At 40.6% G+C, this 15,612-nt stretch carries 15 protein-coding genes; 3 read left to right on the top strand and 12 right to left on the bottom strand.

Annotation, left to right across the window (positions count from 1 at the left end; genetic code table 11):
- The 4 genes from ACKRAT_RS00835 to ACKRAT_RS00820 form a co-directional block, all read right to left on the bottom strand.
- Nucleotides 1-333, bottom strand: a complete 333-nt coding sequence (locus ACKRAT_RS00835; protein ID WP_046789136.1) for a MerR family transcriptional regulator — start codon at nucleotides 331-333, stop codon at nucleotides 1-3.
- Between the two features lie 160 nt (nucleotides 334-493).
- On the bottom strand, nucleotides 494-1,834 hold the full coding sequence (locus tag ACKRAT_RS00830; RefSeq protein ID WP_411843229.1) for a sodium-dependent transporter: 1,341 nt from the start codon (nucleotides 1,832-1,834) through the stop codon (nucleotides 494-496).
- 146 nt (nucleotides 1,835-1,980) lie between these two features.
- Nucleotides 1,981-4,338 (bottom strand): FdhF/YdeP family oxidoreductase, encoded by a 2,358-nt coding sequence (locus ACKRAT_RS00825; RefSeq protein WP_411843228.1) that lies wholly within the window; start codon nucleotides 4,336-4,338, stop codon nucleotides 1,981-1,983.
- Between the two features lie 29 nt (nucleotides 4,339-4,367).
- A complete protein-coding gene (locus tag ACKRAT_RS00820) occupies nucleotides 4,368-5,657 on the bottom strand; it encodes an OFA family MFS transporter (RefSeq protein ID WP_411843227.1) in 1,290 nt (429 codons plus the stop codon).
- 149 nt (nucleotides 5,658-5,806) lie between these two features.
- Between ACKRAT_RS00820 and fdhD the strand changes: the two genes are divergently transcribed.
- A complete protein-coding gene (gene fdhD / locus ACKRAT_RS00815; RefSeq protein ID WP_411843226.1) occupies nucleotides 5,807-6,592 on the top strand; it encodes a formate dehydrogenase accessory sulfurtransferase FdhD in 786 nt (261 codons plus the stop codon).
- A 47-nt stretch (nucleotides 6,593-6,639) separates the two neighbouring features.
- On the opposite strand, the gene ACKRAT_RS00810 is transcribed toward fdhD, so the two are convergent.
- The 4 genes from ACKRAT_RS00810 to ACKRAT_RS00795 form a co-directional block, all read right to left on the bottom strand.
- The gene (locus ACKRAT_RS00810) at nucleotides 6,640-7,440 is read right to left on the bottom strand and encodes an N-acetylglucosaminidase (protein ID WP_411843225.1); all 801 of its coding nucleotides are present in this window, start codon (nucleotides 7,438-7,440) and stop codon (nucleotides 6,640-6,642) included.
- 79 nt (nucleotides 7,441-7,519) lie between these two features.
- Complete coding sequence (locus ACKRAT_RS00805; protein ID WP_411843224.1) at nucleotides 7,520-8,053, bottom strand: NADPH-dependent FMN reductase; 534 nt, start codon at nucleotides 8,051-8,053, stop codon at nucleotides 7,520-7,522.
- Nucleotides 8,054-8,176: 123 nt separating this feature from the next.
- Entirely contained in the window at nucleotides 8,177-8,359 is a 183-nt protein-coding gene (locus ACKRAT_RS00800; RefSeq protein ID WP_411843223.1) for a hypothetical protein, read from the bottom strand.
- Between the two features lie 159 nt (nucleotides 8,360-8,518).
- Nucleotides 8,519-8,698, bottom strand: a complete 180-nt coding sequence (locus tag ACKRAT_RS00795; protein ID WP_411843222.1) for a hypothetical protein — start codon at nucleotides 8,696-8,698, stop codon at nucleotides 8,519-8,521.
- Nucleotides 8,699-8,909: 211 nt separating this feature from the next.
- On the opposite strand from ACKRAT_RS00795, the gene ACKRAT_RS00790 reads away from it, so the two are divergent.
- Nucleotides 8,910-10,268, top strand: coding sequence for an aldehyde dehydrogenase (locus tag ACKRAT_RS00790; RefSeq protein ID WP_411843221.1), 1,359 nt, complete (start codon nucleotides 8,910-8,912; stop codon nucleotides 10,266-10,268).
- Between the two features lie 90 nt (nucleotides 10,269-10,358).
- Here ACKRAT_RS00790 and ACKRAT_RS00785 read toward each other — a convergent pair whose 3' ends face one another.
- The 3 genes from ACKRAT_RS00785 to ACKRAT_RS00775 all read right to left on the bottom strand — a co-directional run bounded on the left by ACKRAT_RS00785 (nucleotide 10,359) and on the right by ACKRAT_RS00775 (nucleotide 14,031).
- Nucleotides 10,359-11,246: an SDR family oxidoreductase gene (locus ACKRAT_RS00785; RefSeq protein ID WP_411843220.1), complete on the bottom strand. Its 888-nt coding sequence runs from the start codon at nucleotides 11,244-11,246 to the stop codon at nucleotides 10,359-10,361.
- A 34-nt stretch (nucleotides 11,247-11,280) separates the two neighbouring features.
- On the bottom strand, nucleotides 11,281-12,651 hold the full coding sequence (locus tag ACKRAT_RS00780) for an MATE family efflux transporter (RefSeq protein ID WP_411843219.1): 1,371 nt from the start codon (nucleotides 12,649-12,651) through the stop codon (nucleotides 11,281-11,283).
- Between the two features lie 69 nt (nucleotides 12,652-12,720).
- Nucleotides 12,721-14,031, bottom strand: coding sequence for a Na+/H+ antiporter family protein (locus ACKRAT_RS00775; protein WP_411843218.1), 1,311 nt, complete (start codon nucleotides 14,029-14,031; stop codon nucleotides 12,721-12,723).
- Between the two features lie 190 nt (nucleotides 14,032-14,221).
- Here ACKRAT_RS00775 and ACKRAT_RS00770 point away from each other — a divergent pair, with 190 nt between their 5' ends.
- The gene (locus ACKRAT_RS00770; RefSeq protein WP_411843217.1) at nucleotides 14,222-14,572 is read left to right on the top strand and encodes a general stress protein; all 351 of its coding nucleotides are present in this window, start codon (nucleotides 14,222-14,224) and stop codon (nucleotides 14,570-14,572) included.
- A gap of 41 nt (nucleotides 14,573-14,613) precedes the next feature.
- Here the strand turns inward: ACKRAT_RS00770 and ACKRAT_RS00765 are convergent, their stop codons facing one another.
- Complete coding sequence (locus tag ACKRAT_RS00765) at nucleotides 14,614-15,609, bottom strand: YeiH family protein (protein WP_411843216.1); 996 nt, start codon at nucleotides 15,607-15,609, stop codon at nucleotides 14,614-14,616.
- Nucleotides 15,610-15,612 lie beyond the last annotated feature (3 nt).

Raw genomic sequence — 15,612 nt, 5'->3', positions numbered from 1 at the left:
TTATTTGAAAAACCTTGATAAATCGCCACGGTTCAACATTGGCTTTTGATACTCGACGTGCTTCAGTACTTCCGGGGTGTCAATTGTTTGAGATTCATTAAGAAGTTCCCCTATCCTTTTCATGGTAAATCCTTTTTCCATGTAGTTCTTGATATCCAGCAGAACATCCAGGTCATTCATTGAAAATAGTCTATGGTTGCCTTCTGTGCGTTCTGGAACTACGAGAGAAAGTGATTCGTAATACCTGATTTGCCTGGCTGACAGACCAGTCAGTTTCATTGCTGAAGACATGGGAAACACGGCTGTGTTGCGTCTTAATTGATCATTGTCCAAACGACCACCTCAAATCATGTAAAAAGATTACCACATTTTTTTTAGGTTTCCTAATCGATGTCAGAAAATCTTACATAGTTTAATTCTATACTTTATTTCTCTTTATTCAACAATAAAAAAGACGGAAGAATATATGTTATATCCTTCCGTCTTTTCTCATTTAGCCAAAGATACTTACACCGAATACAACCAGAATAACAACCGGCAATACATATCTGAGCATGAATATCCAGAACTTGAACAACCCAAACATCTTGCTGTTCTCATCAATATTGAGCTGTCCCAACGTTATACGGCGATCGATGATATATCCTACAAATATTGTTGAGATAAGTGCCCCTGTCGGCAATAGTATATTGGAGACCAGGAAATCGACATTATCAAATATCGAGCGGCCAAATATAATGACATCACTGAGCACGCCGTAAGAAAGTGCTGAAGGGATACCAGCCAGGAACACGAGGAATCCGAAAAGGTATGCCATATTTCTGCGTTTTCCTTCATTCCCTTTAATTGTGTTGGCGACGTTGATTTCAATCATTGATATGGAGGACGTGAGTGTGGCAAATAAAAATGCACCCAGGAATAAAATATAGAAGAGCATTCCCAGTGGAATTTCAGCGAATACTTGCGGAAGCACTATAAATATTAGTCCAGGACCTTCCGCGGCCTCCATGTTTAATGATGCAATCGCCGGGAATATCGCCAGGCCTGCCATTATTGAAATTGTAACGTTCATTATAACGATGGAAAGTGCGGATTGTGTTAAATTCTGTTCTTTGCCCAGGTAGGATGCATATGTAATCATCGTAGTTGCACCAATACTCAATGCAAAAAATGATTGCCCCAGTGCATAGAGAATTCCTTCTGAACTGATTAGCGAAAAATCTGGTGTGAGGAAAAATTTAATCCCTTCCATTGCACCGGGCAGAGTCACTGAACGGATGATGACAATAAGGAATAACCCAAAGAGCAATGGCATCATTATTTTTGATGCACGTTCTAATCCTTTTTGAACCCCTTGCGCTACGATAAATGCAGTCAGGAATATAAATGCCGCCTGAGCTACTAATACGTAAAGAGGATTTGCAATAATCATTTCAAAAGCTGAACCGTAATTATCCAGCTGTATGAGGTTTACCATCTCTCCCACAGCTACAATCATATAGATGAGTATCCACCCGCCGATAACACTGTAGAAGGACAGCAGCAGGAATACGGCAATATTTCCGAGCCAGCCAAATATCCTATATGCTTTTTTATTTCCTAAATACTCAAATCCTTCGATTGGGTTTCGCTGACTTGCCCGCCCGATTACAAATTCAGAGAGCAACAGCGGCATTCCGACAAATAAAGTAAGAATCAAGAATACAAGAAGAAATGCCCCGCCTCCGTGCTCTGCTGTCATGTACGGAAAGCGCCATAGCGCACCCAGACCTATCGCGGAACCTGCTGCGGCAAGTACGAACCCTAATTTACTACCCCACTGTGATCGTTCCATAATATTTCTCCTTTTTATTTTACGTCTTTTATTTTCAGACTTTTTAATATCGTAGCACAAGAGCACCTGTTTGAATACTTTGAATCGAAATATTTAGATGCAAAATAAAAAAAACCGGCCCCTTCGGGCCGGTCATCTGCTAATAGCTAGTTCGGATTATCTTCCAGCTCCGCCACTGGCTTTTCATAATATTGCCTGTCTTTGTTGGCATTGAAATGATCTGCCTTCTCGAGTTTCACATCTACTGTGTAGTCAGGCATCTCTGCAAAGTTTTCATAAATGCCTTTAGGAACCAGATAGTTGCCTTCCGGGAATTGGATACCGATGTTCCCAGCTTTAATATCCGCGGTTCTGGCAACCCCCTGGAATACTCCGTTCACATTATAGATTACGATGGGTTCGCCTTCTTGAATCCCGTGTTTCTTCGCATCTTCTGCATTGATCAAGGCATCATAGCGCCCCATTTCATTAAATGCGTCCGTATCCCCATAGACCATGGAGTTAAACTGTTTACCGCGTCTCATCAACAGTTTGAACTCCCCGGCTTTTCTGTTGTTATCGGGAATATCGATGCTGATCAGATTCGCCCTGCCATCAGGTGTCGGGCAGACGCCGCCTTCACACAGCCATGCGCCACCGTATTGGTATACATCACCGGATTTTTTAAGATGCTGCGCCCCATCATACTGCGGGTTAGCCTTCGCAATCTCTTCACGTATCTCCTGGCCGGAATTGAACGTCGCCAAGTGCGCTTCATCCGGTTTCACACGTTTGGCAAGATCGACATAGATCTGCCATTCACTCCGGGCTTCTTTAATACGGTTACGGTTCCCTTCAATTTCAGGAGAAAAATAGATCATGCGTTCCGTCGAAGTCGACAGTCCGCCGCCGTCCTGTTCATAGCGCGTTTTAGCCGGCAGAACAATCACGGTCTCTTTTGCATCCAGCAAGGTGGAAGTGTTTAAAATAATGTCCTGATGCACACGGATTTCCAAGGCTGATAAAGCTTCTGCTACAAAATCCGGGTCGGGCATGGTTTCCAGGAAGTTGCCGCCGGACATATAGTAAAGTTTCAACTTACGTTCATTATCATCAGGAAGCATCGCATTCTCGATGGTAATGCCGACGGAATCCCCGGGCCATTCAGGCAGTTCGAAGTTCCATACCTTTTCGATACGTTCACGGTTCGCTTCATCATAGTCTCCGCCAGGAAGTACAAATGGATCGGCTCCCATTTCTCCTGAACCCTGAACACTCGAGTGTCCGCGAAGCGGCATCAGACCATTGTACTTTTTACCCAGCCAACCTCTTAGGAGTGCGAGATTACATACTTGGGAAATGTTATCTGTTGCATGTTTATGCATTGTCAAACCAAGCGCCCAAACCATAACGGCGTTTTTGGAATTAGCCATGAGCTCCGCAAGTTCACCAATACGTTCACGGCCGATGCCTGAAGATTTCTCAATCTCTTCCCAGGTTTGACGATCTACAGTTTCTTTTAATTCTGCGTAGTTGTTTACATGTTCATCGACAAATTCATGGTTGATTGCGGAACCTTCCTGAACTTCCTCCATCTCAAACCAACGCTTCATTATACCGTGCATCATTGCAATATCTCCACCAATGTTCACTTCATAGAAATCATCTGCAATTTTAGTGCCAAAAAGTGCTGATTCCGGTACTGAAGGCACCCAGTATTTTTCCATGGCAGGTTCTTTATAAGGATTGATAACAATAATTTTAGTACCGCGCTTTTTCGCTTCCATCATATATTTAGTCGAAACCGGGCTTGAGTTCGCAGCAACGCTGCCCCAGAACACAAGGACATCCGTTCCCATCCAGTCTTGATAGTTACAAGTGGAAGCGCCCACTCCAACGGAGCGTTTCATCGCTGTTTTACTTGGTGAGTGACAGATTCTTGAAGCATTATCAATATTGTTTGTTCCTAAAAATCTGGAAACTTTTGCTGCAGTATAATATGACTCATTCGTAATCCCGCGGCTTGTCAGGTAAAATGCAAATTGCTTTGGATCGAGGGATTTCATTTTACCGGCTACTGTATCCATCGCTTCATCCCATGAAATACGGATGAACTTACGGTCGCCTTTCCGACGCATCATTGGATAGGGAATACGGCCAAGTTCTCTGAGTTCCGCACTTGAAAGCTTGCGCAATTCATCGATGTCCTGATGCAGTATTTCCGGTTTTATCGGTGGTGCCGTATTTAATCTAAGTACGTTAAAGCGTGTCGTACACATATGTGGACCTTTAAGTGTCTGATCCTGGAGACCGCCGACACCGAGTGCACATCCATCACAGACTCCTTTTGTAATAATATTTTTCGCATAGTTTAAATTATCTTTATTATCCCATGCAATTTTAGCTGTGTCCCTAATATGACGGGGTTTTACCTTAGTCAGACCGAATGGCATCGGACTTGCCCACAGGCTCGGATCCCATTTCTTTGTTTTACTCATTGGGCCAGGATGCAACGTTTTTCCCATGATCACACTTCCTTAACAATATTATACTTCTATTGTACCTCAGCACCCGGCTTTATCAACTTTTCAGACTCTTTATTTTCAGCTTTGATTTTAGCTGCCGTTTCGATTTTCTTAATGTCTGACCTGATCATTATAGAGATAATCAGTGCTGCTATGAACAGGGCTCCAAATATATAAAGGGTTAACGTATAACTCTGCGTTGCTTCGTAAACTGTTGAAGATATGAATGGACCGACTAAACCTGCCGCCGCCCATGCCGTCAATATATAGCCGTGGATTGCTCCAAGCTGTTTCGTACCAAATATATCTCCGATATATGCTGGAATAGCAGAGAATCCCCCACCATAGCAGGATATAATGACAAACAGCATAACCTGGAATAAAAGTGCATGGCTGACTGAGGGCAGCAACAGGAATAGTGCAATCTGTATGATGAAGAACATTGAGTATAAATTAGGTCTGCCGATATAATCTGAAATCGATGCCCAGACCAGACGGCCTCCGCCATTAAAGACACCCATAATACCTACCATCAAAGCTGCAGCACCTGCAGATAATCCTACAATCTCCTGCGCCATTGGACTTGCCACAGCAAGAATCGCAATTCCGCATGTTACGTTCAGAAAAAGCATGAGCCATAAGAAATAAAAGCGTCTCGTCTTAATCGCTTCATTTGCAGTCAGCTGCACTGCATCTTTCCTGGCAGTGACTTTTTCATCCAAATTAACTCCTTCAGGTTTATAACCTTCCGGCGGACGTTCCAGGTAAAGACTTGATGCAATCATCACTACAAAATAAATGACCGCCAAAATATAAAACGTACCGGCGATGCTTACATTCACGATCAGCCATTCCATTGCCGGACTGGCGAGCATCGCTGCAAAACCAAACCCCATAATCGCAAGACCAGTTGCCATTCCACGTCTGTCCGGAAACCATTTTACCAATGTTGAAACTGGGGTGATATAACCAATCCCCAAGCCGATTCCACCGAGTACACCATAACCGAAGTATAGGAGCATCAAGCTCTCAATCTGAACAGCCAGACCAGCTAACGCCATACCCGATGCAAAAAATACTGTCGATACCAGACCCGATACCCTTGGCCCTTTGGCTTCCACAAAATGTCCCATAAATGCTGCCGATAATCCCAGAAATAGGATGGCCAGGCTAAAGGTGAAAGAAACATTGCTTAAACTCCATCCAAGTTCAGTCTGCAATGGGGTTGTAAATACACTCCATGCATACACAGAACCAATGGAAATATGTATCCCCACTCCCGCCAATGCGATCAACCAACGATTTTTTCTTGTTTTCAAATTAGTCCCCCCTAGTTTAATATGTTTACAAAACAAACACTAAATCATACTATAATATATACGCGGTTAAATGCTATGCAACGAATTAATAAACATTATATTGAATAAATAAAGCGTTTTCAATATAATAAACTCGAAAAGGAGGCCGTATGTTGAAAATTACTTCCGATCGCAAAATCACCAGATATAATAATGGTACATTTGAAGAAACAATAGATACTGTCGCTGAAGAATTTCCTCTCACCATTTACATAAATGATATAGAATTTGCAACACTTGTCTGCTCACCGGATCATTTGGAAGAGCTTGTCATGGGTTTTCTGGCCTCCGAAGGCGCAATTCGTAAATTCAGTGACATTAAATCAATGAACTTGGATGATCATGGCGGGTTTTGTCACATTGAGCTAAATAAAGATATACCAACAGATCATTTCACATATTCGAAACGCATACTCGGCTCCTGTTGCGGGAAGAGCCGTCAGTTCTATTTCCAAAGTGATGTGGATACCGCCAAAGTATCGATGTCCAAAACGACGATTACACCCGGCCAGTGCACAGTGTTAATGAAAGAAATGCAGGATACAAGTACGATTTTCAAAGAAACCGGCGGTATTCATAACGCCAGTTTGGGCACGCCTGAAAAAATGGTTGTGCATCGCGGTGATATCGGCAGACATAACGCTCTGGATAAGCTGTATGGTTACTGCATAGAGAACCGGATTCCGGTCAGAGATAAAGTGCTGGTGTTCAGCGGGCGAATATCTTCAGAAGTCCTTACAAAAGCAGCTAAGATTGGAGTGGGCATCGTTCTGAGTAAGTCAGCACCTACAGATTTGGCCATCAAACTTGCAGAAGACTTGAATATTACTGCAATTGGATTTATACGGGGAGAATCATTTAATATATACACCCATCCATGGAGAGTTGTCTCTTAGAAAAATAATGTAATATGAAAAACACCTCAAAAATGAGGTGTTTTTCTTTATTCTTCGGCATAATAATTTTTATAGAATTCATTTGCTGAGATATCCTGTTTATTATAATGACTTTCTAATATCCGTCCAATTTTTTTTGACCAGTCGATGTCAGTAGCATATAAGTGGCTGCCTGGATTTTCCGGATTCCACCGCATTGCATAGAGCGTATCCTGGCCTTTGGAAACATAGTTTTCCCTTATAAATTTGGCACCGCCCATAATTGCTTTCTCGGGCGACGACCAGTCTGATTTTGCTGCATAACTTGAACCTTCTGATACCGCCTTTTTATCAAATGCACCAATGCCGAAAAAGTTGTAATATGTGCCGTCCTCCACCTTGATACCCTGTGCGAGTGCCGATTTACCGTTGCCGGTTTCAATTTGGGCATGGCTGATTAGATACAGAGCATTAAGATTATATTTATTCTGTGCTTTCAAGAAAGTTTTTCCATGACCTTCCAGAATGCCTTTGCCTTTTAATGACTCATTTAATTGCTCTGCAGTCAGGTTGACCGTTTCGTCCAATTTCAAAAATTGAAAATCAGTACTGCTTTGACTGATATCCATCGCCTTTCTGATATTTTCATCCTCCGCTTCCAGCGCACTTCCGTTTTCAATCTTCAAGTCTAATGTATTGTTGTTAATTTGAATTTCTACTGCTTCTTCAAAACTATGAATATAAATATCCTCATCCTCCTTGGCTTTTTCAAAGAGCGTTGTTTCAGCGACTAAAAAAGTGATAAAGAATATCACCATAATACCGAGCAATACTAAAACTGGGAGATCCTGCTTTGTTTTTTCTTTCATCCATCACTTTTCCTTATCTTAAGTTCACTTATTTCACTATTCTATCCCATAAACCCGAAAAAAGTAAGCACCTGAATTCTCAGATGCTTACTGGTTCTGAATGCGCCTGTTTAACAAGCATGTCTATCATTAAACTTAGCCGTTCTTTAATCTGTTCATTTACTAAAACATAGCCTTCATCCGTTTTCTCAAAATCTGTGTCGCACGTGGATGCCTGCGTGGGAATCACCATCGCATGTACACCCCTCATCACCATTCTCAGTTGGGTAAGCGGGTCGGAATTTCTCATACCGCCGCTGTTACAGAAAAGGCCTACGGGCTTCATTTCAAATTCATTTATCGAAAGATGATCCAATGCATTCTTTAAAATACCTGAATACGAAGTATGATAGTTTGGCGTGCCGATTATTATAGAATCCGCATCTTCTGCAAGACGCTTTAATTTTTCTGCACCATTTGACTTTCCCTGGCCAAGTACCGGAATATCCAATTCACATAAATCAACCACGGTTACTTTATTTTCAGGCTGTTCCACTAATGATTCAATGATTTTAGCGATTGCATTGGTATGGGATCCAGGAAATGCGCTTCCTGAAATAATAAGCAGATTCATTAAAATTCTCCTTCTACGAAAACATTCCTGATTAAATTAATATTACCATCTGCGAAAAATTTTTAAAACCGACTAAAGTCCTATAAAAAAAAGCCGAGCATGGACTTTTCCATTCTCAGCTGGTCAATTATTTAATTTATCATTTAAGTTTTTGAGTTTTTCTATCGTTTCAGAGTCGAACTCATCATAATTTATCTTTTTATCAATGATTGATTGAGCTTTTTCCAGGGAAATATCCACCGCGCGACTGATTTGATATGCAGTTAGCTTTTCAGATAACATTTTAAGGTTTAAGCCAGTATCCATAATTTCACCATCCCCAATCAATAATCATGAAGTATCTTAAATTATACCACACGGTAATATATTAACAATCAAAATGAAAAACTGTATGGTTTCCAAAATCCGCTTATTATAGAGATATAAATATTAAGTTAAAAAGATGGTTGCCCGTCTATAATCTTTTTACTGCTCAAATAATGCTTGTTCTAATGTTTCTACTTTCTCTATGACTTCCGGCTCTAAATCTTCAATCTTCAATTTTTCATCCAATAAATCATTGGCCGTGTCGATTGATATGCCGAGGGCTTCACTAATTTGATATGCTGTCAGTCTGCCTTCAATAATTCTAAATTTCGTTCTCATCCCGTCACCTGCTTCTTATAGCTAACTTAATTATAGGGAGAAATTTTAAAAATGCAATATTTTTTGTTTAAAAATCGGTCTATAATCACTTTTTTTAAATTTTAGAATAAAAACTATCATATCAGACAATGAACTTGCTTTATTGCATATGAAATCTATAACATTAACTGGAAAAGAAACGGGTAATTTATAATATGAGGAGTGATAATCAATGTACGAATCAATTTATGCGAAACAAAAACAATTCTACCAGTCCGGCAGGACGAGGGATATAAAATTTAGAAAGGATGCCCTGAAACAATTAAAAAGAGGCATTAAATTTTATGAAGATGAACTGTTAAGTGCCATGATTGAAGATTTCAACAAGCAGGAATCAGACGCATATTTAACTGAGATCGGTTACGCTTATAATGATATCAGTCATACATTAAAACATTTAGAAGAATGGTCGGAACCCAAAAAAGTGAAAACACCAGTGACTCACTTCGGAGCAAAATCCAGAATTTATAAAGAACCTTATGGCGTCACACTGATCATTGCTCCGTGGAATTACCCATTCAATCTCACTATTGCTCCTTTAATTGGTGCAATCTGTTCCGGTAACACTGCTGTATTGAAACCTTCCGAACATACGCCAACAGTTGCGGAAGTCATACGAAAAATAATGGAATTTGTATTTCCTGTTGAGTATATCGCTACAGTAGAAGGTGGAATAGAGACCAACCAGGCACTGCTTAAACTGCCTTTTGATTATATATTCTATACAGGAAGTTCACATGTTGGAAAAATTGTAATGAAAAGCGCTGCAGATAATCTAATACCGGTAACACTCGAACTTGGCGGTAAATCTCCTGCCATCGTGACCAAAAATGCAAATTTAAAACTCGCAGCAAAACGGATTGTCTGGGCAAAGTTCTCAAATGCCGGACAAACCTGTGTTGCGCCTGATTTTGTTTATGCTGAAAGTTCCATAAAGGAAGCACTCATTGATTATATTAAGTATTACACTCATAAGTTTTATCATAAGAATTTCATGAATGGTAAATATATGAGCATAGTGAATGATAATCACTTCGAACGTGTGAAAGATCTAATCGAAGGCGATGTTGTATATGGTGGGGGGTCGGACTCGGGCAATCGTACAATAGAACCTACTGTCATAGACAATGTCGAATTCGATCACAAAGCAATGCAGGAAGAAATATTTGGTCCGGTACTTCCCATTTTATCTTTTGATAATTTAGACAAAGCTATTCTTGATGTACGTGATATGCCGGATCCGCTGGCACTTTATGTCTTTACAGAAGACAAATCAGAAGCTCGGGAAGTAATAAAGAAAGTGCCGTTTGGCGGCGGTGCAATCAATGATGCCATGTATCATCTTGCAACTCCTTATCTTCCTTTTGGAGGCCGGGGTAACAGCGGTATGGGTAAGTATCACGGAAAATATTCATTTGATACATTCACTCATGAGAAAAGCATACTGGAACAAACCACATTATTCGATATACCTTTCAGATACCCAAATCTGAAGATTTTTCAAAAGCTGATCAGATTAGTCCTGAGATAAAAAACGAGGCTGAGATATAATATTCCGCACAAAAAACACTTCCCATATTTTGAGTGAATAAGCGCTCAAAGTGGGAAGTGCTTTTTATTATTATGAATTTATAGGCATACCGCCTGTAACGCCATATACTTGACCAGTAATGTAACTCGCTTTGTCTGAGGCAAGAAGCACATAAGTGTCAGCAAGCTCTACAGGTTGTCCCGCACGTTTTAATGGCGTGTTTTGGCCGAATTCCGGAATATTGTCCTGAGGCTGTCCGCCGGCCACCTGCAATACTGTCCAGACCGGTCCGGGTGCTACAGCATTGATGCGGATTCCTTTTGCCGCAAGCTGTCCAGACATCGCAATGACAAAGGCGACCTGTGAGCTTTTTGTCATTGCATAATCTGAGAGGAGCCCGGCAGGTTCGAAAGCCTGCACGGATGTCGTAACGACAACACTGCCGCCTTCCGGCAGATGCTGCAGCGCTTCCTGGAGCATCCATACATTTGAGAAAATATTAACTGTGAATGTATCAGTCAGCTGTTCAGTAGAAAGATTCCTGATGTCTTTTTCAAATTGCTGTATGGCTGCATTCAATACTAATGTATCCAGCCCTCCGAGTGCTTTTTCCGCTTCGTGTACGAGATCTCTTGCAAATTTTTCATCTCTTAAGTCACCCGGAAGAAGAACTGCTTTTTGGCCTGTCTTTTCGATGACTTCTTTTACTTCCTGTGCATCTGCTTCTTCATCAGGCAAGTAGCTGATTGCGACATCGGCCCCTTCTTTAGCATAGGCAATCGCTGCTGCACGCCCGATACCTGAATCTCCTCCTGTAACAAGTGCTTTTTTACCTTTTAACTGATTATTGCCCACATATGATTCTTCGCCGCAATCAGGTACTGGATGCATTTTGTTCTGGAGACCCGGGTACGCTTGTTCCTGCTTTTCAAATTTGCCATCGTAATGTTTATATAAGGGATTGTTTGTTCCGCTCATCTTAATACTCCTCTCATTAAATCAGAATACTCTTCTATTGCGCACTTTCTCCATTTGTAAACATATTTCTTTTTTCTATGAATCTGAGACGAATAAAGAAACCTAGAGCAGCACATGTTAATCCGAGAGAAATACCAATCCAGAATCCATATACTTCGAGTGATGTATATCTTGCGAGCCCATACCCGGTGACTAGACCGACGAACCAATAAGAGAAAATGGCGATGATCGAGGGAACCGTGACATCTTTATATCCTCTGAGTATCCCTTGAAATAATGCCTGCAATGCATCCGACAGCTGATAAATGATTGCGAATAAAAATAAAGGTACAGCGATGGCGACTACGGCTGGATCATTTGTATATAAATATGAGATTTGTTCCCTGAATGAAAACAGAAGTATGGACGTTACAGAGATTAAGCCAAGGCTTGTCACAAGTCCCATCATCTTATAACGTCTTGCATCTTCAAATCTACCGCCTCCTGCACTAAATCCAATTACGATCGTCATCGCCATTGAAATACTGAGCGGCATCATAAATAACATGGTCGTAAAGTTCAGCACAATCTGGTTTGCTGCAATGATATCTGTCGTAAACATAATACCGATGAGCAATGTCATTAATGAAAAGATACTTGTTTCCACAAACAGCAACACACCGATTGGAACGCCAATTTTCAAATGATATACCATCACGCTGAATGATGGCAGCGTGATTTTCCTGAATAATTTAAATGCTGCGAGCGTTTCTACTCTGAAAGTCATAAATACGACAATGAAGAAGATGAGCCAATATGTAATCGCCGTTGCATACCCTGCGCCAATTCCACCAAGTTCAGGAAAACCGAAGTTACCGAAAATCAACCCATAATTAAAGAAAATATTCAATGGAAGCGACATGGAAATAACGTATAGCGATACACGCGTAAGTCCTTGTGCATCAATGAAATTACGGACCACTCCAAACATAAATAACGGTATAATACCAACAGACAATGCAATCAGATAATGGTATGCGATATGATGAACAGCCGGTGTCAATTCCATCATTTCGAGTAGATCATCCAGGAAAATCATACCCATTAGAATTACGAATGCAGAAAGGGACAACGCGATATACATCGCCTGTGTCACAGTATTATGCACTTTTTCTTTCTCATCCGCACCCATCAGGTTTGCAACAATTGCAGTGACGGCAAGAAGAATTCCGTTGATTCCTGTCGACACCGGTGCCCAAAAGCTTGATCCTATGGCAACACCTGCCAGATCATCGACACTTGCACGACCGGACATCATAGTATCTATCATGTTCATGGAGTAAAGCAAAATCTGGGTAATCAGTATCGGCCAGAGTATTCTCATCAGCTGTGCATACATTTCCCGTTTAGAACCCGTATGATACATTTATTTTCCCCTTTTAAAGTTTTTCACATTAGCAAATCCATTACTTAATGTAATGGATTCGCAAAAGTATTATAAAATCATTCCTGCTATAAAACCTGCTATCAGCACGGGAATATTTAAGAATATAAAGGTTGGTACACATGTATCCCAAATATGATCATGCTGTCCATCTGCATCAAGCCCGGCAGTAGGACCCAGAGTAGAATCAGATGCGGGAGATCCTGCATCCCCCAACGCACCCGCTGTACCGATGATTGCAATAATTGCAGCCATCGACAACTCCAGTTCAATACCCATGGGAACGAAAATACTAGCAATGATAGGTATTGTTGCAAAAGATGATCCAATCCCCATCGTAACGATAAGACCGACGATTAACATCGACATGACGATAAGAATTTTCTGACCGGTAAGTACTTCTGCGATACCTTCCACCAATGAAGAAACATGTCCTGTTTCTGTTATAACAGAAGCAAATCCGTTGGCAGCAAGCATTACAATACCGATATATGCCATCATTTGAATGCCACTAATCAGTTCAGTGTCTAAATTCTTCCACTTAAACTGAAAAGACAGGAAGAAAATCATAATTCCGGCAAGTGCCCCAAAAATCATTGAATCTGTACTTATTTGGATCGTAAAAGTGGCTAAAATTGATAACACTGCAGTAACAACCGTCGTCTTGCTGACTTCTCTTTTTTGCTGTGAAGCGATTTGCACTGTTTCATAATTTCTTTTCTTCCTATAATAGAACAGCGCAATAATCAGCCCCACGACAAACCCGCCGGCCGGGATAAGCAGGTTGGGAGCGACATCACCAAATGCAATGTCCACGCTCACAGTTTCAAAGCTTGTAACAATTGTATTCTGAAATATCTGGCCAAAGCCAACCGGTAATATGACGTATGGAAACGTTAATCCAAATGTAAGAACTACTGCAATCAATCGCCGATCGATCTCAAGCTCATTCATTAAGCTGAGAATTGGCGGAATAAGAATAGGTATGAAGGCAATATGCACAGGGATTAAGTTTTGACTCATTATAGCAATAGCAAGAAGTGCAGCTATAATGGAAGTTTTGGCGATAATCCTCGCTTTTTTTGATTGCTCTCTATTCAATGCTTTAATAATAAAATTAACAAGAACTTCGGTGATGCCACTATACGCAATCAGAGCAGCAAACCCTCCCAGCAATGCATAACTCAGAGCAATTTCTGCCCCTCCAACAATACCCTCGGTAAATACCGTGATGATATCTGCGATCTGCATCCCGGCAACAATGCCTCCGGCAAGTGCTCCGATAAATAATGCAAGCACCACATTTAATCTGAATAAACTCAGAATAATCATAACTAAAACAGCGACTAAAACTGCATTCATGCTGTGCCCACCTTCCAAATTAATTCAAGCATAACATTGTAATATTAATGAGTTAAGTATGGTTTGTCAATGACAAAAATAAGAGAAGTTCAAAAGGACCTGGAATGTTAACTGCAGAATGTTTTAAAGACACTAAACGGGGAAATCAATTACTGTAATGAACAAAACTGCTATAGGAGGAATAATCTTTATGAAACCTTTTATCAAAGCATATGAAAACGATGAGAAACTTCAGGAAGACATTAAAAAGATTTCAGGTAATAATGTAAAAGATGAAGATATTTATGTTCTTTCACACGATGATGACAGGACGAAAAGAATTGCTAAAAATACAGGAATCAATACTATCGGTGCCAAAGAAATGGACACAGGAGATGCTGTGAAAGCACCATTCGAGAGCAAAGGTGACGAACTCCGCACCAAACTTCAAAATATTGGCTTTGACGAATCTGAATCTAAAAATTATGAAGCTGAAATGGATAAAGGAAAAGTATTCCTGATTGTAACAAACAGTGAAAATGTTGAGCAATTCCTTATCTAATCTTTCAAAAGGCCCAGCCGTTTCCAAAAGGAAACGGCTTTTTATATGGACATGTAAAAAAACAGCGATAACAATAAGGAAACAAACAATATTACCATAAATGGCTTCGATGCCCGTTTCATTGTGTCCTTCAAGTTAATATTCAGACCCAGCGCTGTCATAGCCATCGTAAGCAAAATAGAAGTGAAAACAGAAACTGCTTGCATAACTTCTGCATTTACAGCAATGTGTGTGCCCAATACATAACTATTAAACAAACTCATAATTATAAAACCGATCAGGAAATACGGGAAAGGTATTTTTTTTATGCTCTCCTTGTTCTGTTTTCTTCTGACAAAGAAAATTAATATAAAACAAAGAGGCACCAGTAAAAACACTCTGGATAGCTTTGCGAGCAGCGCAATGGCCAGTATATCTTCTCCCATCGGTTCTGCAGCGAGTGCAACATGGGCAAGCTCATGCAGACTCAGACCGGCCCATGTTCCATATTCAAGGGAATCCATTGGTAAATATGGTCTGATAAATAAGTACCCAATCGAAAAAACAGTTCCCAGCAGTGCGATAATGCCTATACTTATGGCTGTATCTTCCTCTTTTGATTTAAGGATGGGTGCAACAGCTGCGATTGCCGCTGCTCCGCAGACTCCAGTGCCTACACCTACCAACATGGAAATATTCATATCTGCCTTTACCATTTTTGCAAATATAAACGTGGCCCCGATTGAGAAAACAATGACAATGACAGACTGCATCAATAATGTCAGGCCTTCCGCAAATACGATATCAATGTTCAGTTTCAATCCGTATAGAATAATAGCGGCACGAAGTAAAATTTTAGAAGAAAACTGTATACCTGATGCTATTTTATATGGATATCCAAATATTTGCCTGTATATGAAAGCGATTATTATTGCTGTAGCCAACGGACCTATATATTCAAAAACCGGCAATTTTGCAAGTGAAAATCCTGATATGGCAATCACCAGTGTAAATAAAATACCGGTGATAAACCCTTTTGTTCTAATAGAGCTGATCATAAT

The organism is Salinicoccus sp. HZC-1 (genome assembly GCF_046736035.1).
Taxonomy (GTDB): domain Bacteria; phylum Bacillota; class Bacilli; order Staphylococcales; family Salinicoccaceae; genus Salinicoccus.
The sequence above is the reverse complement of the archived record's forward strand: the minus strand, read 5'-3'. Positions and strand labels throughout refer to the sequence as shown.

What these genes read in the sequence shown, in the direction of transcription:
- ACKRAT_RS00805 (WP_411843224.1), bottom strand. Translation starts at nt 8,053, where the DNA reads ATGAATCTGCTTATTATTTCAGGAAGCGCATTTCCTGGATCCCATACC.
- fdhD (WP_411843226.1), top strand. Translation starts at nt 5,807, where the DNA reads ATGTTGAAAATTACTTCCGATCGCAAAATCACCAGATATAATAATGGT.
- ACKRAT_RS00830 (WP_411843229.1), bottom strand. Translation starts at nt 1,834, where the DNA reads ATGGAACGATCACAGTGGGGTAGTAAATTAGGGTTCGTACTTGCCGCA.
- ACKRAT_RS00775 (WP_411843218.1), bottom strand. Translation starts at nt 14,031, where the DNA reads ATGAATGCAGTTTTAGTCGCTGTTTTAGTTATGATTATTCTGAGTTTA.
- ACKRAT_RS00780 (WP_411843219.1), bottom strand. Translation starts at nt 12,651, where the DNA reads ATGTATCATACGGGTTCTAAACGGGAAATGTATGCACAGCTGATGAGA.
- ACKRAT_RS00800 (WP_411843223.1), bottom strand. Translation starts at nt 8,359, where the DNA reads ATGGATACTGGCTTAAACCTTAAAATGTTATCTGAAAAGCTAACTGCA.
- ACKRAT_RS00765 (WP_411843216.1), bottom strand. Translation starts at nt 15,609, where the DNA reads ATGATCAGCTCTATTAGAACAAAAGGGTTTATCACCGGTATTTTATTT.
- ACKRAT_RS00785 (WP_411843220.1), bottom strand. Translation starts at nt 11,246, where the DNA reads ATGAGCGGAACAAACAATCCCTTATATAAACATTACGATGGCAAATTT.
- ACKRAT_RS00825 (WP_411843228.1), bottom strand. Translation starts at nt 4,338, where the DNA reads ATGGGAAAAACGTTGCATCCTGGCCCAATGAGTAAAACAAAGAAATGG.
- ACKRAT_RS00810 (WP_411843225.1), bottom strand. Translation starts at nt 7,440, where the DNA reads ATGAAAGAAAAAACAAAGCAGGATCTCCCAGTTTTAGTATTGCTCGGT.
- ACKRAT_RS00790 (WP_411843221.1), top strand. Translation starts at nt 8,910, where the DNA reads ATGTACGAATCAATTTATGCGAAACAAAAACAATTCTACCAGTCCGGC.
- ACKRAT_RS00795 (WP_411843222.1), bottom strand. Translation starts at nt 8,698, where the DNA reads ATGAGAACGAAATTTAGAATTATTGAAGGCAGACTGACAGCATATCAA.
- ACKRAT_RS00770 (WP_411843217.1), top strand. Translation starts at nt 14,222, where the DNA reads ATGAAACCTTTTATCAAAGCATATGAAAACGATGAGAAACTTCAGGAA.